The 21,140-nt window shown below is 62.4% G+C and carries 20 protein-coding genes and 1 pseudogene; 15 read left to right on the forward strand and 6 right to left on the reverse strand.

Features of this window, described 5'->3' with window-relative positions:
* The first annotated feature begins 77 nt into the window (after positions 1–77).
* Both BLT65_RS17025 and BLT65_RS17030 read left to right on the forward strand, forming a co-directional pair.
* Positions 78–1,385 (forward strand): dicarboxylate/amino acid:cation symporter, encoded by a 1,308-nt coding sequence (locus tag BLT65_RS17025; protein WP_042315075.1) that lies wholly within the window; start codon positions 78–80, stop codon positions 1,383–1,385.
* Between the two features lie 13 nt (positions 1,386–1,398).
* Positions 1,399–2,346, forward strand: coding sequence for an amino acid ABC transporter substrate-binding protein (locus tag BLT65_RS17030; RefSeq protein WP_091779330.1), 948 nt, complete (start codon positions 1,399–1,401; stop codon positions 2,344–2,346).
* Positions 2,347–2,755: 409 nt separating this feature from the next.
* Here BLT65_RS17030 and nhaR read toward each other — a convergent pair whose 3' ends face one another.
* The gene (nhaR, locus tag BLT65_RS17040; protein WP_042315060.1) at positions 2,756–3,652 is read right to left on the reverse strand and encodes a transcriptional activator NhaR; all 897 of its coding nucleotides are present in this window, start codon (positions 3,650–3,652) and stop codon (positions 2,756–2,758) included.
* 147 nt (positions 3,653–3,799) lie between these two features.
* On the opposite strand from nhaR, the gene BLT65_RS17045 reads away from it, so the two are divergent.
* The 3 genes from BLT65_RS17045 (at position 3,800) to BLT65_RS17055 (ending at position 5,660) form a co-directional block, all read left to right on the forward strand.
* A complete protein-coding gene (locus BLT65_RS17045; protein WP_042315061.1) occupies positions 3,800–4,282 on the forward strand; it encodes a CBS domain-containing protein in 483 nt (160 codons plus the stop codon).
* Between the two features lie 92 nt (positions 4,283–4,374).
* Positions 4,375–5,340 carry a Tim44 domain-containing protein gene (locus BLT65_RS17050; RefSeq protein WP_091779332.1) on the forward strand — a complete coding sequence of 322 codons (966 nt, stop codon included), beginning with the start codon at positions 4,375–4,377 and terminating at the stop codon, positions 5,338–5,340.
* Positions 5,341–5,462: 122 nt separating this feature from the next.
* Positions 5,463–5,660, forward strand: coding sequence for a hypothetical protein (locus BLT65_RS17055; protein WP_007586642.1), 198 nt, complete (start codon positions 5,463–5,465; stop codon positions 5,658–5,660).
* Positions 5,661–5,689: 29 nt separating this feature from the next.
* Here BLT65_RS17055 and BLT65_RS17060 read toward each other — a convergent pair whose 3' ends face one another.
* The 3 genes from BLT65_RS17060 to BLT65_RS17070 all read right to left on the reverse strand — a co-directional run bounded on the left by BLT65_RS17060 (position 5,690) and on the right by BLT65_RS17070 (position 8,569).
* On the reverse strand, positions 5,690–6,988 hold the full coding sequence (locus BLT65_RS17060) for an SUMF1/EgtB/PvdO family nonheme iron enzyme (protein WP_091779334.1): 1,299 nt from the start codon (positions 6,986–6,988) through the stop codon (positions 5,690–5,692).
* A 178-nt stretch (positions 6,989–7,166) separates the two neighbouring features.
* Entirely contained in the window at positions 7,167–7,958 is a 792-nt protein-coding gene (gene fnr / locus BLT65_RS17065) for a fumarate/nitrate reduction transcriptional regulator Fnr (protein WP_091779335.1), read from the reverse strand.
* A 131-nt stretch (positions 7,959–8,089) separates the two neighbouring features.
* Positions 8,090–8,569: a universal stress protein gene (locus tag BLT65_RS17070; RefSeq protein WP_042315064.1), complete on the reverse strand. Its 480-nt coding sequence runs from the start codon at positions 8,567–8,569 to the stop codon at positions 8,090–8,092.
* A 311-nt stretch (positions 8,570–8,880) separates the two neighbouring features.
* Here BLT65_RS17070 and BLT65_RS17075 point away from each other — a divergent pair, with 311 nt between their 5' ends.
* Positions 8,881–9,570: a FadR/GntR family transcriptional regulator gene (locus BLT65_RS17075; protein ID WP_036000061.1), complete on the forward strand. Its 690-nt coding sequence runs from the start codon at positions 8,881–8,883 to the stop codon at positions 9,568–9,570.
* A 144-nt stretch (positions 9,571–9,714) separates the two neighbouring features.
* Positions 9,715–11,223 (forward strand): MFS transporter, encoded by a 1,509-nt coding sequence (locus tag BLT65_RS17080; protein WP_042315065.1) that lies wholly within the window; start codon positions 9,715–9,717, stop codon positions 11,221–11,223.
* Between the two features lie 19 nt (positions 11,224–11,242).
* Here the strand turns inward: BLT65_RS17080 and BLT65_RS17085 are convergent, their stop codons facing one another.
* Complete coding sequence (locus BLT65_RS17085) at positions 11,243–11,830, reverse strand: acyl-homoserine-lactone synthase (protein WP_042315066.1); 588 nt, start codon at positions 11,828–11,830, stop codon at positions 11,243–11,245.
* Between the two features lie 141 nt (positions 11,831–11,971).
* On the opposite strand from BLT65_RS17085, the gene BLT65_RS17090 reads away from it, so the two are divergent.
* A complete protein-coding gene (locus BLT65_RS17090; RefSeq protein WP_007586630.1) occupies positions 11,972–12,304 on the forward strand; it encodes a helix-turn-helix domain-containing protein in 333 nt (110 codons plus the stop codon).
* Here the strand turns inward: BLT65_RS17090 and BLT65_RS17095 are convergent.
* Positions 12,288–12,992, reverse strand: a complete 705-nt coding sequence (locus BLT65_RS17095; RefSeq protein WP_042315067.1) for a helix-turn-helix transcriptional regulator — start codon at positions 12,990–12,992, stop codon at positions 12,288–12,290. The two genes, BLT65_RS17090 and BLT65_RS17095, sit on opposite strands and share 17 nt — an antisense overlap.
* 607 nt (positions 12,993–13,599) lie before the next feature.
* Here BLT65_RS17095 and BLT65_RS47895 point away from each other — a divergent pair.
* The 7 genes and pseudogenes from BLT65_RS47895 to BLT65_RS17130 all read left to right on the forward strand — a co-directional run.
* Positions 13,600–13,956, forward strand: a pseudogene (locus BLT65_RS47895) (dihydrodipicolinate synthase family protein); the annotation flags it as partial.
* 75 nt (positions 13,957–14,031) lie between these two features.
* Entirely contained in the window at positions 14,032–15,612 is a 1,581-nt protein-coding gene (locus BLT65_RS17105; protein ID WP_042315069.1) for an aldehyde dehydrogenase (NADP(+)), read from the forward strand.
* A gap of 114 nt (positions 15,613–15,726) precedes the next feature.
* The gene (locus tag BLT65_RS17110; RefSeq protein ID WP_091779336.1) at positions 15,727–16,677 is read left to right on the forward strand and encodes an SMP-30/gluconolactonase/LRE family protein; all 951 of its coding nucleotides are present in this window, start codon (positions 15,727–15,729) and stop codon (positions 16,675–16,677) included.
* A 250-nt stretch (positions 16,678–16,927) separates the two neighbouring features.
* Complete coding sequence (locus tag BLT65_RS17115) at positions 16,928–18,118, forward strand: extracellular solute-binding protein (RefSeq protein ID WP_091779338.1); 1,191 nt, start codon at positions 16,928–16,930, stop codon at positions 18,116–18,118.
* Between the two features lie 152 nt (positions 18,119–18,270).
* Entirely contained in the window at positions 18,271–19,350 is a 1,080-nt protein-coding gene (locus BLT65_RS17120) for an ABC transporter ATP-binding protein (RefSeq protein WP_042315072.1), read from the forward strand.
* Positions 19,347–20,234, forward strand: coding sequence for an ABC transporter permease (locus BLT65_RS17125; protein ID WP_036000081.1), 888 nt, complete (start codon positions 19,347–19,349; stop codon positions 20,232–20,234). Before BLT65_RS17120 ends, BLT65_RS17125 begins: the two co-directional genes overlap by 4 nt.
* Positions 20,234–21,139 carry an ABC transporter permease gene (locus tag BLT65_RS17130; RefSeq protein WP_007739999.1) on the forward strand — a complete coding sequence of 302 codons (906 nt, stop codon included), beginning with the start codon at positions 20,234–20,236 and terminating at the stop codon, positions 21,137–21,139. The genes BLT65_RS17125 and BLT65_RS17130 overlap by 1 nt, the downstream gene beginning before the upstream one ends.
* Position 21,140 lies beyond the last annotated feature (1 nt).

The following is a 21,140-nucleotide window of genomic DNA, read 5'->3' on the forward strand; positions in this document are numbered from 1 at the left end:
AGCATCCGGGTAACACCTGGCGCATCCTGTTTCGACCTTTCCAGCCGCAAATACACGTGGTGAATGGAGGCTTCGAGATGAACAGAAAAAATGCCGCGGCCATCTGGATTCTGATTGCGATGCTGGTGGGCATCGGGATCGGCTACATGATCTACACGAGCTTTCCTGACAAGAAGGCTGCTACGGAGATCGCGGGCTACATCTCGCTGGTGTCGGACGTGTTCCTGCGTCTGATCAAGATGGTGATCGGCCCGCTCGTCTTCTCGACGCTCGTCGTCGGCATTGCGCACATGGGCGACGCGGCCTCGGTCGGACGCGTATTCGCGAAAGCGCTAGGCTGGTTCGTCACCGCCTCGCTGGTCTCGCTGCTGCTCGGCCTGTTGATGTCCAATCTGCTCAGGCCCGGCGAGAATCTCGGCTTGCCGCTGCCTGACATCGGCGCGTCGGCGAACCTGGCCACTGCCAAGTTCACGCTCAAGGACTTCGTCGGCCACATGGTCCCCAGGTCCTTCGCCGAGTCGATGGCCAACAACGAAATCCTGCAGATCGTCGTGTTCTCGATGTTCTTCGGCATCGCGCTCGCCGCGCTGGGCGAGAAGGGCAAGGTGCTCGTGGCCGCGATCGACCAGCTCTCGCACGTCATGCTCAAGATCACCGGCTACGTGATGAAGCTCGCGCCGCTTGCAGTGCTGGCGGCGATGGCCGCTACCGTGGCCGTCAACGGGCTGACCATCCTGTTGAAGTTCGCGGTTTTCATGGGCGACTTCTACCTCAGCCTTTTCCTGTTGTGGGCGGTGCTCACGGCGGCCGGTTTCGTATTCCTTGGGCCGCGCGTGTTCAAGCTACTGGCGCTGATCAAGGAAGCATTCATGCTTTCCTTCGCGACCGCGAGTTCCGAGGCCGCGTATCCGAAGATCCTCGACGCGCTCGACCGTTTCGGCGTGAATCGCAAGATTTCCAGCTTCGTGATGCCAATGGGGTACTCGTTCAACCTTGACGGCTCGATGATGTATTGCACGTTCGCGACGCTGTTCATCGCCCAGGCGTACAACATGCACCTCTCGCTGGGTACGCAGCTGACGATGCTGCTGATCCTGATGCTGACGTCCAAAGGCATGGCTGGCGTGCCGCGCGCTTCGCTGGTGGTGATCGCCGCCACGCTCAACCAGTTCGGCATCCCCGAAGCCGGGTTGCTGCTGATCCTGGGCGTGGATACGTTCCTCGACATGGGCCGTTCGGCGACGAACGCGGTGGGCAACTCGATCGCGAGCGCGGTGGTCGGCAAGTGGGAAGGGGAACTGCTGTCAGAAGCCGACGCCGCGGCCAACGCGGCGCGCATCGACGCCGAGCTTGGCGCGACGCTCGCCCATCCGGCAGAAAGCTGACGGGGACGCGGCCATGAAGACGCGGCGATTCTGGTCGATGCTGGCGATCGCGGGGCTGCTGGCTGCCGGTGCCGCAGTGCGGGCGCAGGAGGACGCGCAGTCATCCCGCCCGGGTCCCGACAGCGTTGCACCCGTCGCGCTGACGGGCACGCTGTCCAAGGTGCGGGAGTCGGGCACCATCGCGCTGGGCTACCGCGAGTCGTCGGTGCCGTTTTCGTATCTGAACGTGCGCAACGAGCCAATCGGCTATTCGATCGAGCTGTGCAAGGCACTCGTGTCGGCGATCGGGGACGCGGTCAACCGGACCCTGACCATCCAGTGGGTGCCTGTCACGCCCGAGAACCGCATTGACGCGGTGGTCAGCGGCCGGGTCGATCTGGAATGCGGCTCCACGACCAGCAACGTGGAGCGCCAGAAACGGGTGGCCTTCTCGCCGATCATTTTCGTGGCCGGCACCAAGGTGATGGTCAAGAAGGGTTCGCCCATCGGCTCATTCCGCGACCTCGCTGGCAGGAAGGTCGCGGTGACGGCCGGCACCACGAACGAGAAGGCGCTGCGCGATCTGGACGCGAAATTCAGGCTCGGGATTCAATTGCAGGTGGTGCCTGACCACGCGCAGGGCTTCGCGCAGGTGGCCGACGGAAAGGCCGACGCCTTCGCCACCGATGACGTGCTGCTGTATGGCTTGATCGCGGAGCATGCCCGTGCGGGCGGCGAGTTCCGCGTTGTCGGCGATTATCTGTCCTATGACCCGTACGGCATCATGTTCCGCAGGGACGACCCGCAGCTCGCGCAAGTGGTGAGGGATACTTTCCAGGAGCTTGCGGCGGATGGAGAAATCGATCGCCAGTACAAGCGCTGGTTCTTGCGCCGCCTGCCCTCGGGCACCAGCCTCGACCTGCCGATGAGCAGGCAGCTCGCAACCATCATTCAGTCGATGGCCGGTGGCGAGGCGCAGTGAGCGTTGCGCTCGCGGCGCATCTAGTGGCGCCAGCCGCGATACCCGTAGTAACCGCGTCTGTAGTAGTAGCCAGGGCCATAGTAGCCGCGGCCGTAATAGCCTCGATATCCGCCGTACCAATAAGGATAACGATAGTATCCGGGCCAGGGGCGCGGTCCATATATCACCGGCGGTCCATAGATGCCCCGCGCCGAGCGCGGCAGCGACCAGAAAACGAACGAGCTTGATCATTTGCGTACTCCTCGCCTCGAGTCCAGTTCGAACGACTGGCGACGACGCAACGAGGCATGGACAAATAGCGCTGAGTCCGTTTTCTATGGGTTCAATACGCAGAGGCTCATACGTGAGGCCGAAGGGCCCTGATCTTTAGAGTCAGCGGTTCCGAAGTCGTTCAGGGCCTGCAGAAGGGCTAACCATTGAACAACTCGCTTCGCGCCGCGTCCATGATCATCGCGACAGCCGGATGACTGATGCGGCGCTCAATCGAGATCGCGAAGAACTCTTCGACGATGGTGTTGATCTGCCCCACCATCGTCAGCTTGTGCTCTGCCTGTAACTGGCTCTCCAGCGCGGTTGGCGCAAACAGCAGGCCGCGGCCCTCGCGGCCGAACGCCATGGTCATCGCCCCGTCGTCGAATTCGCCGACGATGCGCGGCGAAATGGCATGTGACGCCAGCCAGTGATCCAGCTTGCGGCGCACGGCGGATTCCGTGCCGGGCAGCAGCACCGGCAACTGACCGAGCGACAACGGGAAGCGTTTCCTGGCGGTTTGGACCAGCGTCTCCGCGCCGAAGCAGCTCAGCGTCGAACGGCCGAGCCGGTGATTGAACGCCTTGATGTTGACGTCGGCGGGAATGGGGGCATCCGCGATGATCAGGTCGAGGCGATGCACGGCCAGTTGCGCGAGCAGCGCATGCAGCTTGCCTTCGTGACAGATCATGCGCAGCGACACGGGCGCGCCCAGCGCGGGTTCCAGCAGCCGGTACGCAATTGCCTTCGGAACTGAATCCGCGATCCCGACCCGAAACCGCATTTGTGCGCCGGATTCGCTCTCGCGCCGCATCGCGCTCTCGAGTTCCGAGCCCAGCGAGAATATTTCGTCCGCGTAGTCGAGCACCAGCCGGCCAGCATCCGTCAATTCGAGCGTGCGCCCGCTCTTTCTGAACAGTTTTTTATCCAGTGCTTCTTCGAGCAGTTTGATCTGGCCGCTGAGCGTTTGCGGCGAGATGTGCAACTGCTCGCCAGCGCGGACGATCCCTCCCGCGTGCGCTGCCACCCAAAAGTAATGCAGATGCTTGAAGTTCACGCCTCCTCCATTGGTCAGTCAACGCTACGGTTTTTTCGAAGTATTGGCAACAAAAATACGAATTTTATGTTCACTCGGGTTCGGTTAGATTGAAGCCTCGCACCTGGACGCCGGTGAGCGGCTAACGACTACTGACAGAGGTGACATATGGCATCGGTTGCGCAATTTCTTCGTTCAAAAGATTCCCAGACAGTGTGGTCCACCCACGCGTCCGCATCCGTCTACGACGCGATCGCGATCATGGCGCACCGGCAGGTGGGAGCACTGATCGTCGCAAACGAAGGACGCCTGGCCGGTATCGTCACGGAGCGGGATTACGCGCGGAAAATCGTTCTGATGGACCGCTCATCAAGGAATACGCCGGTGCGGGACATCATGTCGACAGAGGTGCGCCATGTCAGCCCTCAGCACACAACCGACGAATGCATGGCGATCATGACCGAGCATCGGATTCGTTATCTGCCCGTGATTACGGCGGGGCAGGTGATCGGGATGGTGTCGATCGGCGACCTGATCAAGAATCTGATTACCGAGCAGGAACACACGATCCGGCAACTGGAGCATTACATCCACGGCAACAGTTTTCACGTCGGCCATAACGGTTTGCAGGCCCAACAGCCGCGCGTTTGACGACCCAATAATATTACTGTTCGTAATGTTTTCCGCGCGACTATGAAGAGCGCGATCCGGGCAGCCCCCGGACTTACCAAAAGAGGTTTTTTATGTTCATGCAATTCGTCAATCACCTTCGACGTGCTGCCGGTGCGGTAACGCGCGGGACGGCAGCGCTCGGTCTGGCGGGACTGCTTGCCCTCGGCGCGGTGGCGTCGAATGATGCCGAGGCGAAGCGGGTGGGCGGCAGTCAAAGCATCGGGCGCCAGTCGCAGTCGGCGTCGCCGTCTGGGCAGACTCAACAACGCCAGCAAGCCCAGCCGGCGCAACAGGCAACGCAGGCGCCTGCTGCCGCGGCAGGTAACCGCTGGATGGGCCCGCTCGCCGGCCTCGCCGCCGGCCTTGGCATTGCGGCGTTGCTGTCGTCGTTTGGGCTGGGTGAAGGGCTCGCGCAAATGCTGTCGAATGCGCTGCTCATCGGGCTGGTGGTTTTCGCCGGCGTGATGCTGTTCCGCTTTATCGCCAACCGGCGTCGTCCGGATCTGGCTTATGGACATGGTGCCGCGAACCGGCAGCAAACGAACGGCTCACAGTTTCTCAATCAGATCGGGCAAGCGCGGCCTGAAGCGACGCCCACGGGCTGGCCGCGCGCAGCGATGGGCTCGATGGGCGCTGCAGGCGCTGTGCAGGCACCGGGACTTGCGCTCGGGGCCGATCAGGCGGCCTTTCTGGTATCGGCAAAGACCCTGTTCATGCGTCTCCAAGGCGCGTGGGACAGGAACGAGCAGGGTGACCTGTTCGAGCTGACGACGCCGGACATGTTCAGGCAACTCAAGATGGATCTGGAAGCCCGGGGCCGCGAGCCGAGCGTGACGGAAGTCACGCAGCTCGATGCCGAGGTGCTGGGCACGGAAAGCAACGCGAATGAAACACTGGTCAGCGTTCGCTTTTACGGTCAAATGCGGGAGGACGACGCACCGACGGCCCAGCCGTTCCAGGAGATCTGGAACATCGTCAGGAACGCACAGGGCGACCAGGCGTGGCGAGTGGCGGGCATCCAGCAGATGAACCACTAAAGGAGCGTAGTTGAACTGGCAGTCGGCTTGCTGCGTGTCAGCGAGCCGACGTCGTTTATTTCGCCGGGCGGAGAGGGTAAGGAATGCTGCCCTGCGCAGACAGACTCAATCGAGGAGACGGTATGTTGAGTCCACACGAATTCGCCACCTTGATGCTCATCAAGGATGCGCCGGATCAGATCGAACTGGGCCGCGCCGAGCTCGACACGCTCCTGCAGCGCCAACTCATCTCATTGGAAAACCTCGCTTCAGGACGCCCACGTGCTCATGTCACAAGCGATGGTGATTCCATTCTGAAGGCGGTCTCCCGGATGCGCTAGACATCCGGGCGTGTTCGCCAACTTATGCTTTATCTGTCAGAAGCCCTGACGCACCTGAACCCCGCATACACATGCTGATACCGCGGCTGAAACCAGTTGCGGAAAGTCGGCCGGATCATGCATTGCGCGGTGCGAGCCGAACCGCCCTTCAACACGTAATGCTGTCCGTCGTAGAAATTGGCCGAATAGCCGAGATAGAACGGAAACGCCTCGAAGCCCGGCAGCGCGTCAAATAACGACGAGGTCCATTCCCAGCCATTGCCGAACTGGCCTTCGACGCCAAACGCGCTGACATTGTCCGGCGACGCATCGACGGCTTGCGGGTCCCAGCTGCGGAAATCGTAGTTGCCCGATGGTGCATTCGGCACGCCTTGCGCAGCGCGCTGCCACTGTGCTTCCGTGGGCAACGCCTTGCCGGCCCAGCGCGCGTACGCGCTCGCTTCCGCATGGCTCACGTAGGCGGGCCAATCGGGCGGCAGCGCGATATCTTCGAACATCGTGCGCAGGGTCCACTGGCCGTTAGCATTCTGCGACCACGTCACGGGATGCGCGACGCCCTCGGCTTCCTTCCACGCCCAGTCCTTGTCGTTCCAGTAAGCGCGATTGCGATAGCCGCCTGCGTCGATGAACTCGCGGAATTGCGCGTTGGTCACCATATAGCGGTCGATCTCGAACGCTTCGACCTGCACGCGCTGCTCGCCGAATTCGTTGTCCCAGCCGAAGCGGCCATCTTCCTTCTTCATGCCAAGCACGGCTTCACCGGCCGGCACACGTACCATCGGCGACGCTTCGATGTTGCGCGCGTATTGCGCGGCGGACGTGACGCCCGGCGCCGCGGCCTTCATCTCCAGCGGCAACTGATGCAGCATGTACGCGAGCGTTTCCGCGTGCATCAAGCGGTGTTCGATGGCGACATGCATGAGCTGCTCGGGCGAGCCCGTTGCCATGCCGCCGCGGCCGAACTCGTAAGCGGCGAGACGACTGTCGATCTGCGCGCGCGCCTTGTTCGCATAGTCGCGCACGGCGTCGATCGAAGGCCAATCGGAAGGTTGATCGGTTGGAAAGCCGCCGTCGACGGGATCGATGCCGAACGCGAACAGCCTGTCGAGATCCGGCGCGAACGCGGGCAGCGGGCACAGGCGTTCGTCGAAGAGATTGCGGTCGAAGGCTTCGAGATGGCCGATGTAGAACACGATCCGGTGGCGCTCGCGGATCGGCCGGTCATAGAGGTATTCGGGTTTGACAACCGAGAACAGGGCGTCGGTCACGCGGCGCGCGTCGATGAGACGTTCGGCCAGCGGGTGGTGCGGTGCGGGGTCGCGGTTCATTCGCCGGGTCTCCTCGTGGGGACAGCAAGCATCTTTGCACGAGACGAGTGCGGGGTGCCGAAGACCCGACTCTCGCCGAGAAGAATAATCTTGAACTGTACCGCAGGCGCAGGAGACGTGCCAGGCGGATGCGCGCGGGCGTCGTGCGAGACGAAGCCGCGCGGCGGACCCTGGCGGATCAGGCGTTCGGCGAGGCGCCGACCTGGCGTAAGCCTTCGGGATCGACGATATGAATGAGGCGGCCTTGTGCGTCGATCAGTCCGCGCTTTTGAAATCTTGACAGGGTGCGGCTCACCGTTTCGAGCGTCATGCCGAGGTAGCTGCCCATGTCTTCGCGCGTCATCCGCAGATTGAATTCCGCCGACGAATAACCGCGCTGCGCATTGCGCTCGGAGATATCGAGCAGAAACGCGGCGACACGCTCGTCGGCGCTCAACGAGCCGAGCACCATCATCTGCGCGGCCTCGCGCACGATCTGCTCGCCCATCAGCTTGTGCAGCCGCTCCTGCATCGAACTGATCTCGCGGCACAGATGCTTGAGCGCCGCGTAAGGGATGATGCACACCGAGCTGTCTTCGAGCGCGACGGCGCTGCACGCGTGCTGGTCGCTGCTGATGCCGTCGAGGCCGAGCGCTTCGCCCGCGATCCTCAAGCCTGTGACCTGCTCGCGGCCATCGCGATGCGCCATCACCGTCTTCAGCGAGCCCGAGCGCACGGCGTACAGACTGTCGAACGAATCGCCCGCACGATAGAGCGCCTCGCCGCGACGCACCGGGCGCGCCGAGCAGATCAGCGCTTCGAGTTGCGGCATTTCATTGGCGGCCACGCCTTGCGGCATGCACAGATGCCGCATCGCGCACGACGAACAGCGTGCGGCGCTGCGCACGGCGCGCTGCGTGGAGGAGGCGGGGCTGCGGCGGACAGCGCGGGCAGGGGCGACAGCGGCGGTAACTGCGATGGGATTGAGCATGGGACCAACCGGCGTTAAAAAGGGTGACAACCGATTGTCCCACTCGATGCGCGCGCAACCAGGCGGCAAAATGACGCGTCGCAAGCGATCGCGTTGTTGAGCGGCGTCAGGCTTCGTTTCGCGCGCGACGCTCAGGCCTTGGCTTCTTCCTCAGCTTCGCCGCCGCCCGCAGCGGACGGAATCAGCAGCACGGGTAGCGTCGATTGACGCACGCAGCGCTCGGCTACGCTGCCCAGAATCAGCCGCTGCATGCCGCGCCGGCCATGCGTGCCCATGATGATCAGGTCGGCGTTGAAATCGGCGGCGGCGCGCAGCACGAGCGTTGGCACGTCGTCGAGCGACGACGCCTCGCCCACCGCGATATCGCCCGATACCCCCTGCGCGCGCATCGCCGCCGACAGTTCGGCCGTCAGTTCCTTGCCCTGCTCGACGAGCCGGTTGCGCAAGATGGACGGATCGTAGCCGGGCGCGTCGAAGTACATCGGCGTGTTTTCGACCGCGTAGAACGCGCGCAGCGTCGCGCCCAGTTTGCTGGCCAGATTCAGGGCGCCGTCGAACGCGCGGCGCGACGTGTTGCTGCCGTCGACGGCAACAAGGATGCGTGTGTACATGAAGCCTCCGTGTCGTGGAGAGCGTCGCGCCGCCGTGTTCCGCCTGCGCGGGCCCCGTGAAAGCGGTATGAATGGGTCCGGATTGCGCTTGCAGCATAAATGATCGACGAAAAGGGCGTGCTTTGGTCGGCGGGAATGCAGATGTCAATCAAACATTTGTCAAATTTTGCCGTCTGACGCGAGGTCGGTCATACTGGCGGCGTGCGTGCTACCACGCGTCTTCTGGCTGGAATGAGCCGTTATTTCGCCCGGTAGCCCGCGTTATTTGCCTTACAATTCAAATCTACTCTGACAAGCCGCTTCTCTCGACGATGAACGAGCGCAAATCGACAGGTCTGCCGGACAAGATCTACGGCGACATCCTGAACCGCATTCTCGAAGGCGAATACAAGGAAGGCGAACGCCTGCCGACCGAGCATGCCCTCGCGGAACGCTTCGAGACGTCGCGGCCGACAGTGCGCGAGGCGCTCGCGAGGCTGCGCGCGGACGGCATCATCGTGACGCGGCACGGCTCGGGCACGACGGTCGCGCGCCGTCCGGACCCCGACGTGCGCCGTTTCGCGCCGCTGGAGACGCTCTCCGACATTCGCCGCTGCTACGACTTTCGCATCGTGACGGAGTCGGGCGCTGCCGAGCTGGCCGCGCAAATGGCCGAAGCCGACGACATCGCCGCGATCCAGCACGCATGGGACGAACTGGAGCGCGTGATCGAAACGCAGGGCATCGGCGCGAAGGACGACTTCGCGTTTCACCTCGCGGTTGCGCGGGCGTCGAAGAACCAGTTCTTCATCACGATGATGTCGTTCATCGAAGAGCAGATCGTGTTCAGCATGAATCTGTCGCGCAACCTGTCGCTGGTGAAGACGCTCGAACGCCAGCGGCTCGTGCAGGCCGAGCACCTGGCCGTGCTCGACGCGATCCGCAGCAAGGACGCAGCCGCGGCCGGTCAGGCGATGCGCCTGCATCTCGAGCATGCGCGCGACCGGATGTTCGGCTCCTGACTTTTTCCGCCTTGCCGGGCCGTTGCGTTGTGCTTGCGGCCCTGTTCCCTCTCCCCCTGATCTGAAAATGCGGCGCGTGCTGCGCCGCATCGCAAAGAAGTGAATCCTTCCCGTCCCCTGGTTTTTCGCGACGCACTGCTGGCCATGCTTGGCATCGGTCTCGTCAACATGCTGGTCGCGCTCGACCAGACGGTCGTCAGCACGGCATTGCCGTCGATCGTCGTCGAACTGCATGGTTTTGAGTATTACGCGTGGATTGCGAGCGCCTATCTGCTTGCATCCGTGGTCACCGTGCCCGTGTTCGGGCGTCTCGGCGACTACTTCGGCCGCAAGTATTTCGTGATCACGGCCGTGATCGTCTTTACCGTGGCGTCGGCACTGTGCGGCCTCGCTTCCAGCATGCCGTTTCTGGTGTTCGCGCGCGGCCTGCAAGGCGTGGGCGGCGGGATGATGGTCGGCACCGCGTTCGCGTCGATTCCCGATCTCTTTCCCGACCCGCGCACGCGAGTGCGATGGCAGGTGGTGCTGGCGGCCGCATACGGAATCGGCACGGCGGCAGGGCCGTCGCTGGGCGGCTGGCTCAGCGAGCAATTCGGCTGGCGCTCGACGTTCCTCGTCAATCTGCCCGTCGGCGCGCTCGCGCTGTACTTCATCTGGGCGCATCTGCCGTACTACCGGCGCGAGCGTACGGGCGACGTGCGGATCGACTGGGCGGGCGCCGCGCTCGTCGCGCTGGTGCTCGGCGGACTTCAGACTTTCATCGAAGCCGTGCCGAAGGATGGCCTGACCACGGGCAACCTGATTCTCGCCGCGTCGGTTATCGCGGGTACGGCGGCGCTGCTGGTCTGCGAGCGCCGCGCGACGCACCCGATCGTGCCGCTCGATCTGTTCAAGGACCCGCAGCTTGTGACACTTTTCACGCTCTCGGTGCTGTCGGGCTTCGTGATGTTCTCGCTGATCTTTTTCGCGCCGCTGCTGCTGCAAGGCGGTTTCGGGCTCTCGCCGCAGCAGGCCGGCCTGCTCGCGACGCCGATTGCCGCGTGCATTGCCCTCGGCAGCATGATCAACACGCGTATCGTGATTCACATGAAGCGCCCGACGGCGATTCTGACGATCGGCTTCAGTCTGCTGGTGGCCGCGTCGGTGGGTATCGCGCTCGCCACGCCCGCGACGCCGCATCTCTATCTCGAACTGTCGATGGCGGCCGTCGGCATTGGCCTCGGTTTCATCCTCAACAACCTGAACGTGTTCGGGCAGGAGATTGCCGGCCGCGAGCGCTTCGGCATCACGACGGCGCTGCTGCAATCGACGCGCATGGTGGGCGGCATGCTCGGCACCAGCATCGTCGCGACGATCGTGAACCGGCGCTATGCGTCCGGCGTGGAAGAGTCGCTACGCGTGCTCGGCGAAACCGTCGCGTCGGCGTGGCGGCCGAAGCTCGCCGACCCGCGCATTCTCGTCGACGAAAACCTGCGCGACTCGCTGCTGATCGAGCTGAAACGCGCCGGCCTCGAAGGGCCGGCGCTGTTCGACGCCGCGCGTCACGTGCTGGTGCAGTCGATCCACATCGGCGTCGTGCTGACGGGCTGCGCCGCGCTGGCGGCGGCGCTGCTCGTGCGCCGGATCTCGCACATCACGTTCCGGCGCAGCTAGTCCCCGCTCAGGCTCAAACTCAAGCCGCCACGGGCATCGGTTTGCAGACGGCCGCGCGAATCGCGTCGACGGTGATGTCGAGCGCGATCGTGCGTTCGACGCCGATTCTCACGGGCGGCCCCAACCGCGTCACCTCGATACCCGTGCGCCGCAGCAGCCGCTCGATCGACGTCGTCGTGACGGTCACATAGCGCGTAATACCCATCCGGTCCGCGAAAGTCACCAGTTCGTGGATCGCGTGCATCGTCAAATCTGCAAAGCCAAACGTTTGCTCTCCATCCGTTTCGATAGCAAAGCGGCTCAGTTCCCATATATGCCGTCCGATTGGCGCGTCGTGGCCGTCGAGCAACTGCGGGAAGGTGTCCTTCAGCATGTTCGGGCCTTCCGTCGGCATCAGCCGCCAGCAGCCGCGCACGGCGCGGTCGGCGTCCTGAATGAGCATGTAGTACGGCCCGAGCGCGTCGTAGCCGTCGATCTCCATCCCGGCGATGGTCGGAACGTCCCATCCCATGCGGTCCCGAAAGACGCGGGCGCGCAGCCGGTACATCTCGTTGATGTGGTTGTTGTCGAACTCTTGCCGTGTGCCAATCCGAATCGCCGTATGCATGGTGTGCTCCTTACGTTGGTCGCGGTACGCAGGAAACCGTATGCATTTCGGATAAAAAAAACACCTATTCACCTGGATAGGTGCTCAGTCCGTCTGATGATTACAAAATTGAGATGAGGGCCAACACAGGGAAAAAACATCATGGAACTTCAGAATCATTGGCAAGCGGGCGTTCACGCAAACGTTCAACCGACCGTGCAGAGCCGCGGCGCGGATACTTCGACTGGTGTGGACCGCGTGCTGATCATCGCGTACCGCAAGAAAAAGAAAGAGAGCCAACGTCAATTCTGGGCGCGCTTTGGCGTAACCCAGTCGCGCGGCAGCCGCTTCGAATCGGGCGCTGAAATTCCGGCACCCGTCTCGATCCTGCTGGGCCTCTACTTCACCAAGACGGTCACGGACGGCGATCTGGGCAGGGCGGAGAAGGTGCTCCACAACCCGGAAGCGCGTGAACTCATCAACCTGGATCAATAAGGCCGAGTTGCGTTGCAATTACGGCCGCCGCGCGCCGTGAGTTCACGCCGAATTTCGTGCGAATGTTCTTAAGGTGGAAGTTCACCACGGCTTCCGAGCAATTAAGAATGTGCGAAATTTCCCAGGTGGACTTACCGCGTGCGGTCCATTTCAGGCATTCCTGTTCCCGCGGCGTGAGCTTCGGTACTAACGCCTGCGTGTGCGCATTCAGGTGAGGCTGGCTCGTGTCAATCACGAGATCGCGCAACAGCACCAGATTGGGCAGCACGACGTCGAGATGACGCCAGAAGTCGTCGGTCGGGTTATGGTCGTTGACGAAACAGATCAGTCCCGATTCCTGTCTCGGCCCGTGGATAGGCAGGCTCACGCCGGCGCGCAAGCCGTACGCGCGCGCCTCCTCATACATGGTTTGGGCCGGATTCGATTCGAACAGATCCGGCGACCAGATCAGTGGTGACGACTTCGTCATGCAATGCGCGACCGTCGGGTCGATGTGCGCAAACCCCTGGTCGTTGTAGAACTGCCGCCACGACGGCGAGTACGTGCTACGGATGAACGCGTCTTCCAGCCGCATGCCCGGCCGCGGAAGTATGCCGACCAGCACGCGGTCGAAGCCCCAGCCGTCTGCCAGTCGGGCGACTTCGCGGAACCAGCTGACGTCGTTCTCCGCTTCCAGCAACGGCGACATCTGTTCAATAAAGTGTTGCGGCAAGGTGCTATCTCTCGAGGTTCGCAGCGGAGGGGGCTATGGCCATGCCGATGCTGCGGTTACTCATGGGTCTTGTTGCGCATCAATCTATCACTATATTCGCAGGATAATGCGAATTAACGATAGAGAATTTCTTGCCTGTTTCATTTATGGCTAAAAATCGGGCTTCATGCCAACCGACATTTAATTGCATTGACGCAATTCTGCAGCAAATGCCGCAAATCCGCTCCTGCCGTGCCTGACAGCCATCTGAATAAACAACTATTTAGTAGGGTTTTGCGCGGTTTTGAATCGGTATTAAATACGGTTCGATCCCGAAAATCGGAAGAGATTACGAAACGTTTGATTCAAACCAGTCTGCTTTTTCACTCGTTGTCATACCAAAATTATTAAAAGTTTGATCTGCAGCGCAGCACGCAAGGCCTGTATTCATATGATGAAACTATGCTCATGCGTGTTGCATTGTAAGATCGGTGCGTCCAAGGTTGTTTGACAACATTGGTGTGGCGATGCTAACTTGGCCAGGTGATCGTCTTTGCCGCGAGCCGCCTCCATGAACGTGTCTCCGATCGTTCGCCGACACGCCACGCTCGCACGGCTCGTGGATCGCGGCACATTCGTTGCTGTGCAGTACGCGATCGTGCGCGACGATCCTTCGCGCGACGACTACCTGTGCCGGCTGTTGCAAAGCGTAAAGGCGGCAAAGGTGATATCAGGAGTGGGTGACTGACACGCGCTCATACCGCTCGAAACCCTGCGCGAAGACATTTCGCTGATACGCGTGCTGGACGACGTGGTCACGTTGTCGACGCTCGCGGACATAGGGCAGATCCTGCTGCTGTTGCGTTCGACGCCGCCTGAACATCATGCGAAGATCGAAGTTGCGACGCTGGCTTTGCTCGACTTCGAGCGCCGTCTCGCGGAAACGTCCGCCCATTCTTGACGTCGCACTATTTGGATTTCCGGCCGCGCGACGCGACATGCGTTCCTGCCGCGCAGCCATCGACAGGAGCAGGACATGCAAATTACCGGAGACATGCTGATCGGCGGGTCCGAGGTGCGCGGCACCAAGGGCACGCTGCGCGCGTTCGACCCGGCGCGCAACATGGAAATCGAACCCGAGTTCGGTGCGGGCGGCGCGGTCGAGGTGGATCGTGCATGCACGCTGGCTGCGCTCGCGTTCGACTCGTACCGTCAGACGTCGCTCGAAATTCGCGCGCATTTCCTCGAGACCATTGCCGAGAACATCCTCGGGCTCGGCGACGCATTGATCGAGCGCGCGCAGGCCGAATCCGCGTTACCGAAGGCGCGGCTCGAAGGCGAACGGGCGCGTACCGTCGGGCAGCTCAAGCTGTTCGCATCGCTGGTGCGCGAGGGCCGCTGGCTCACCGCGACGCTCGACTCCGCTCAGCCAGATCGCAAGCCGCTGCCGCGTCCCGACTTGCGCTTGCAGAAGATTCCCGTTGGTCCCGTCGGCGTGTTCGGAGCGAGTAATTTTCCGCTCGCGTTTTCCGTAGCGGGCGGCGATACGGCATCGGCGCTCGCGGCGGGTTGCCCGGTTGTCGTGAAGGCGCACCCGGCGCACCTCGGTACGTCTGAACTGGTTGGCCGTGCCATTCAGAAATCGGTCGCCGATTGTGGGCTGCATGAAGGCGTGTTCTCGCTCGTGGTCGGCGCGGGCAATGAGATCGGCGAAGCGCTCGTCCAGCATCCGGCGATCAAGTCGGTCGGCTTCACAGGTTCGCGCGCCGGCGGCCTTGCGCTGTTGAATCTTGCGCAGAAGCGCCGCGAGCCGATTCCCGTATTTGCCGAGATGAGCAGCATCAACCCGTTCTTCGTGCTGCCCGGCGCGCTTGCGAAACGCGCGGATCAGATCGCGACCGGCTTTATCGAATCGGTGACGCTCGGCGTCGGACAGTTCTGCACGAATCCCGGTCTCGTGCTGCTTCTCGACGGACCGAACAAGCAGATATTTATCGACGCCGCGGCAAAGGCACTCGCGCAAAAGAGTGCGCAGACGATGCTCACGCCGGGCATCGCCAGCGCGTATCAGGGTGGCATTACGCATCGCACCGAGCAGCGCGGCGTGCAGAGTATTGCGCGCGGCACGTCATCGGATGCGACTTGCGCCGCGCTGCCCGCGCTGTTCCAGACGTCGGCGATACAGTTCCTCACATCCGCGGAACTCGAAGACGAGATTTTTGGGCCGACTTCGCTGATCGTCACGTGCGCTGACATAGAGGAAATGGTGAAGGTGGCCGAATACCTCGAAGGCCAGCTCACAGCAACACTGCAGATCGAACCCGAAGACTACGACATCGCGCGACGCCTGCTGCCGACGCTCGAGCGCAAGGCCGGCCGCATCCTGGCGAATGGCTTCCCGACGGGCGTCGAAGTGTCGTACGCGATGGTGCATGGCGGCCCGTTCCCGGCGACGTCCGATCCGCGCGCGACCTCGGTCGGCGCGACGGCGATCGAGCGTTTCCTGCGTCCCGTCTGCTACCAGGACCTGCCCGCCGAACTGTTGCCGCAATCGCTGCACGACGACAATCCGCTGAAGCTCTGGCGTTTGCGCGACGGCAAGCCGGCGCAGGCGTGACGGCTTGCGTTGAGTCGCGACAGCGTTTCAAGCAGCATCATCACCTATAACCAGCAACCACCACGAACGCCGGGCATCGATCGATTCGATGCCCGGCGTTGCTCTGACAGCGCCATGACCGAACTCAATCACCCGAACCAGCGCCGCTATCCCGATCCCTCCATTCGTAGTTTCGATCCCCGCTTCGATGCATTGCGCCTCACCTCGGCTTCCGTCGAATGCCTGTTTCAGGGCGCACGTTGGTCCGAGGGACCCGTTTGGTTCGGCGATGGCCGCTACGTGCTGTGGAGCGACATTCCGAATAACCGCATCCTGCGCTGGGACGAGGAGACGGGTGCGGTGACGCCGTTTCGCCGGCCGTCGAATAACGCGAACGGCAATACCCGAGACCGAGAAGGACGGCTCGTCACCTGCGAGCATCTGACGCGACGCGTCACGCGCACCGAATACGACGGCTCGATCACCGTGATCGCGGACCGTTACCAGGGCAAGCGCTTCAATTCGCCGAACGACGTCGTCGTGAAGTCGGATGGCTCGGTCTGGTTTACCGATCCATCGTTCGGCATCGACAGCTTCTATGAAGGCGAGAAGCAGGAGCCGGAGCTGCCGCAAAACGTGTATCGCGTGGACGGGCAGACGGGCGAAGTGACGATGGTCTGCGACGAAGTGATCGGCCCGAACGGCCTCGCGTTCTCGCCGGATGAATCCGTGCTGTACATCGTCGAATCGCGCTCCCAGCCGCGCACGATCCGCGCATTCGATGTGGCCGGCGACGGGCGGACGCTTGCGAACAACCGCGTGCTGATCGACGCGCAGGACGGCACGCCGGATGGTTTTCGAATCGATATCCACGGCAACCTGTGGTGCGGCTGGGGCATGGGCACCGACGAACTCGACGGCGTGCGCGTGTTCTCGCCGCAAGGCGAAGCGCTCGGGCATATCGCGTTGCCGGAGCGCTGCGCGAACGTGTGCTTTGGCGGCAGGCATCGCAACCGCCTGTTCATGGCCGCGAGCCACGGCCTGTATTCGCTGTACGTGAATATTCAGGGCCTGCGCGGCGGCTGAAGTTGCCTAACAAGTCGTATCTTGGTGTTCTCCCTATGCCGAACGGACGAATCGGCAAAACCCGCTGAAATCCTTACCATAAAAGGACTTGAAGAATTTGAAAGGTCATCGTGCGATGAACGTGTCAGGCTAAAATTTGCTTGACATCATGCGTGCCCGTTCGTTATGTTTCACCCACTAGCAGCCCGTAACACGTCAGCGCCGCGCATCCCGTCGGCGGACGTTCCATATAAAGAGGCGAGGAGACGAAATGGCTTTTTCTGGCAAGTTGTCAGCGAAGTTGCCACTGAAGGTGGCCGCACTGTGCGTAGCCGTTGGCGCAGCAGTAGCAGGGTTCACGCAATCGGCGCGAGCGGCGGATGCCGTCACGATCAACATCGTCGACGTCGCGGGCGATCTCCAGTTGACGCAAAAGGGCTTTGAAGCCTTCAAGGCCAAGTACCCGAATCTCGTTTCCAACATCACGTACACGAACGCGCCCGCGCCGCAGTTGCCCGGCAAGATCAAGGCGATGCAGGCGGCCGGCCGTTCGGACATCGACCTCGTGCTGACGGGTACTGACGCGCTGGCCGCCGGTATCGAGCAGAACCTGTGGATCAAGCTGCTGCCGGAGAACAACGCCGCGTTCCTCGGCGTGCTCGACAAGTACGCGCCCGGTCCGCGCAAGATGCAGGATCTCGCGCAGGGCTTCGGTCTCGAAGTCGCCTATATGCCGGCCGGCCCGCTGATCGAATACAACCCGGCCAAAGTCAGCGATCCACCGAAGACGCCGGATCAACTCCTGCAATGGTGCAAGGCGCATCCGAACAAGCTGATCTACGCGCGTCCGGCCAATTCCGGTCCCGGCCGCACATTCCTGATGGGCTTGCCGTACGTGCTCGGCGACAAAGATCCGAAAGACCCCGTCAATGGCTGGGATAAGACCTGGGCGTTCCTCAAGCAACTGAACGACTGCATTCCTTACTACCCGGGCGGCACGTCGGCGGTGATGAAGGAACTGGGCGAAGGCACGCGCGACATGACCGTCACCGTGACGGGCTGGGACATCAATCCGCGCGCGCTCGGCATCGTGCCGGCTGAATTCAAGGTGCAGGCATTCGACAACATGACGTGGGTTAACGACGCGCACTTCATGGTGATTCCGAAAGGCGTGCCGAAAGAAAAGCTCGACACGCTCTACAAGCTGATGAACTTCATGCTGGAGCCGGCGCAGCAGGCCTTGACCTATGACGATGGTTACTTCTATCCGGGTCCGGCCATCAAGGGCGTGACGGAAGCACAAGCGCCCGAGCACAGCCAGGACGTGCTGAAGAAGTTCGGCCGTCCGGAATACGCGAAACTGCTTGCCGATCGTCCACACGTTCAGCCGTTGAGCGCGGCAGCGATGGTCGCAGCGTTCCAGAAGTGGGACCGCGAAGTGGGCGCGCAAAAGACCAAGTAAGTTCATACCAACGCGTACCCATCACCGCGCAAAGCGGAGCAGCCGGTGCCGCGCAGGGCGTGCATGACGCCTCGCGCGCATCGGCGATATGTGTCGGCGGGCCTTATGGAGTGCCATAGGGCGCGGCCATGCAACATCGTAGGGAAGCGATCATGAAGCATCACTTTGAACAGTTGCGCCTCGAGTCCGTCAGCCGCAGTTTCGTGAATGCCGAAGGGGTGTCGGTGGCTGCGTTGCAGGGTCTCGATCTGAGTATTCGCCGCGGTGAATTCATCGCGTTGCTCGGGCCGTCGGGCTGCGGCAAGTCGACGGCGCTCAACTGCATCGCGGGCTTGCAGCCGCTGTCGGGCGGCGGCATCTGGCTCGACGAAAAACGTATCGACGTGCTGCCGCCCGAGAAGCGCGGGTTCGGCATGGTGTTTCAGAACTACGCGCTGTTTCCGCATATGTCGGTGCTCGACAACGTCGGCTTCGGGCTGAAGATGCGCGGCATCGCGAAGGCGGAAACGGTGAAGCGCGCGCGAGAAGCGCTGCAACTCGTGCAACTGGTCGGGCATGAGAAGAAATTGCCGGGGCAGTTGTCGGGCGGTCAGCAGCAGCGCGTCGCGATTGCGCGCGCCATTGTGATCGAGCCGCCACTCATTCTGATGGACGAACCGCTGTCGAATCTCGACACGAAACTGCGCATCGAAATGCGCGCCGAGATCCGCCGCATTCATAGCCAGCTGGATCGCGCGACCATCTATGTGACACACGACCAGGACGAAGCGTTGTCGATGGCCGACCGCATCGTCGTGATGAAAGAGGGCGTCGTGCAGCAGGTCGCGACGCCGAAGGAAGTTTACGGGCGTCCGAAGAATCTGCACGTCGCGCGTTTCATGGGCTATCGCAATGTGCTGCCGTTTACGCTCGAAGGCACGCAGGGCGAAGGCGTGGCCGTCGAAGCAAACGGCGTGCGGCTGATCGGCACGGCCATGGATGGCTTCAACAGCAAGCGTGTCTCCGTCGCGATGCGTCCCGAGGATATGGAGCGCGCCGCGCCCGGCTCGGAAAACGCGTTCGACGCGCAGGTCACGACGGTCGAATACGGCGGCCGCGATTCGCTGATTCGTGTGAAGAGCGCGTTCGGCGAATTGTGGGCGCGCGTCGCAGGTGAATTTGCCGAAGGCGAGCGCGTCACGCTGCGCGTGCCGCCGTCGCGCACGCTGGTCTACGACGGAGAGCCGTCATGAGCACGCTGACGCCCGCCGCCGCAGCGACACCCGTCGCGCAACGCGACGGCAAGGCGTGGCTCGTGTCGCCCGCCTTGCTGTTCATCCTCGCGCTGTTCGTTTATCCGTTCGTCTACGGCCTTGCGCTGTCCTTCAGTCCGATGGAAGGCGGCGGCATGTGGGCGAACTACGCGAAGTTCTTCAGCGATACGTCGATGTGGCCAACCATCATCGTCACGCTGAAGCTCGCCGTGCCTGCCACCTTGATCAACGTCGGCATATCGGTGCCGGTTGCGTTCGCGCTGCGCCGTCCGTCGCCGTATCAAAAGTTCGTGACGACGCTGCTCGTGATTCCCATCACGCTCGGCACCGTGCTGATCGCGGACGGCATGCTCACTTACTTCGGTCCGAACGGCTGGTTTCCGCAAGCGCTGCAAGGGCTGCACCTCTATACCGACGAAGTGCGGCTCACGCACAACTTCTGGGGTGTGCTGATTTCGCTGGTCGTGTCGGGCTTTCCGTTCGCGTTTCTGTTGACGCTGTCGTACGTGACGGGCATCGATCCGACGCTCGCAAGCGCCGCCGCGACGCTTGGCGCGAACCCCTGGCAGCAGTTCCGGCAGATCTATCTGCCGCTGCTCGTGCCGGGCTTGACGATGGCCGCGTGTCTGTCATTCGTTCAGGCGTTTTCGGTGTTTCCATCGGCGGTGCTGCTCGGCGCGCCCGCGGGGCCGACACGCGTGATGTCGATTGCCGCTGCGGAAGCCGCGTTCGAGAGCTACGATTACTCGCTTGCGTCGGCGATCGCGATCGTGATGGGTTTCGTGCAACTGGTGATCGTCGCCGCGATGCTCGGCGCGCGCCGCTTCTTCTACAGTGGACCGGCGACGGGAGGTAAGGGCTGATGGCAACCGATCATCAAGTCGCGCATCCGTGGCCCGCTGCGCCGCAAGGGCAAACGGTGAAATCGATGAAACCGCATGTCAGTCTGCGTGACCGCGTGTACAAGGCGCTCGTCTGGGGCGCGATGATTTTCTTCCTGCTGAACATCGTGCTGCTGATCGCCACCGTCGCGGTCAATTCGATCGCGACGCGCTGGTTCGGCACGCTGCTGCCGCAGGGCTTCACGCTGCACTGGTATGCGCAGGCGTGGAGCGACTTCCAGCTCGCGGCAGTGCTGTGGGTAACGGTCGAAGTGGTCGGCGCGGTGGTGCTGCTGTCCATTTTGCTCGGCGTGCCTGCCGCATACGCGCTCGCGCGCGTGCAGTTTCGCGGCAAGCGTTTCGCGATGCTCGTGTTCCTGCTGCCGTTGATGGTGCCGCCTGTCACATACGGCATTCCGATGGCGACCGTGATGTACAAAATCGGCCTGGCGGGTACGCTGTCCGGCGTGATTCTCGCGAACCTGGTGCCCGCGCTGCCGTTCGTGATTCTCGTGATGACGCCGTTCATCGAGCAGATCGATCCGAATCTGGAGTCGGCGGCGCGTATCTTCGGCGCGAATACGTTCCGCTATTTCCGCTATATTCTGCTGCCCTTGCTGGTGCCCGGCATGCTTGCCGCCGGGTTGCTGGTGCTGGTTCGTACCATCGGCATGTTCGAACTGACGTTCTTTACGGCGGGGCCGGCGACGCAAACGCTCGTCGTCGCGTTGTACTACGCTGTATTTTCAACGGGCGTGCGCGCGCCGCAGTCGATCGACGCAATGGCGATGATCTACATGGCGATCACGCTGATCTGGGTATTGATTGCGCTGCAGTTCGTGAGCCCGACGCAGATCGTGTCGCGGGTGAAGGAGCAGCGCCGGTAGG

This window comes from Paraburkholderia steynii, assembly GCF_900100565.1.
Lineage (GTDB): Bacteria > Pseudomonadota > Gammaproteobacteria > Burkholderiales > Burkholderiaceae > Paraburkholderia > Paraburkholderia terrae.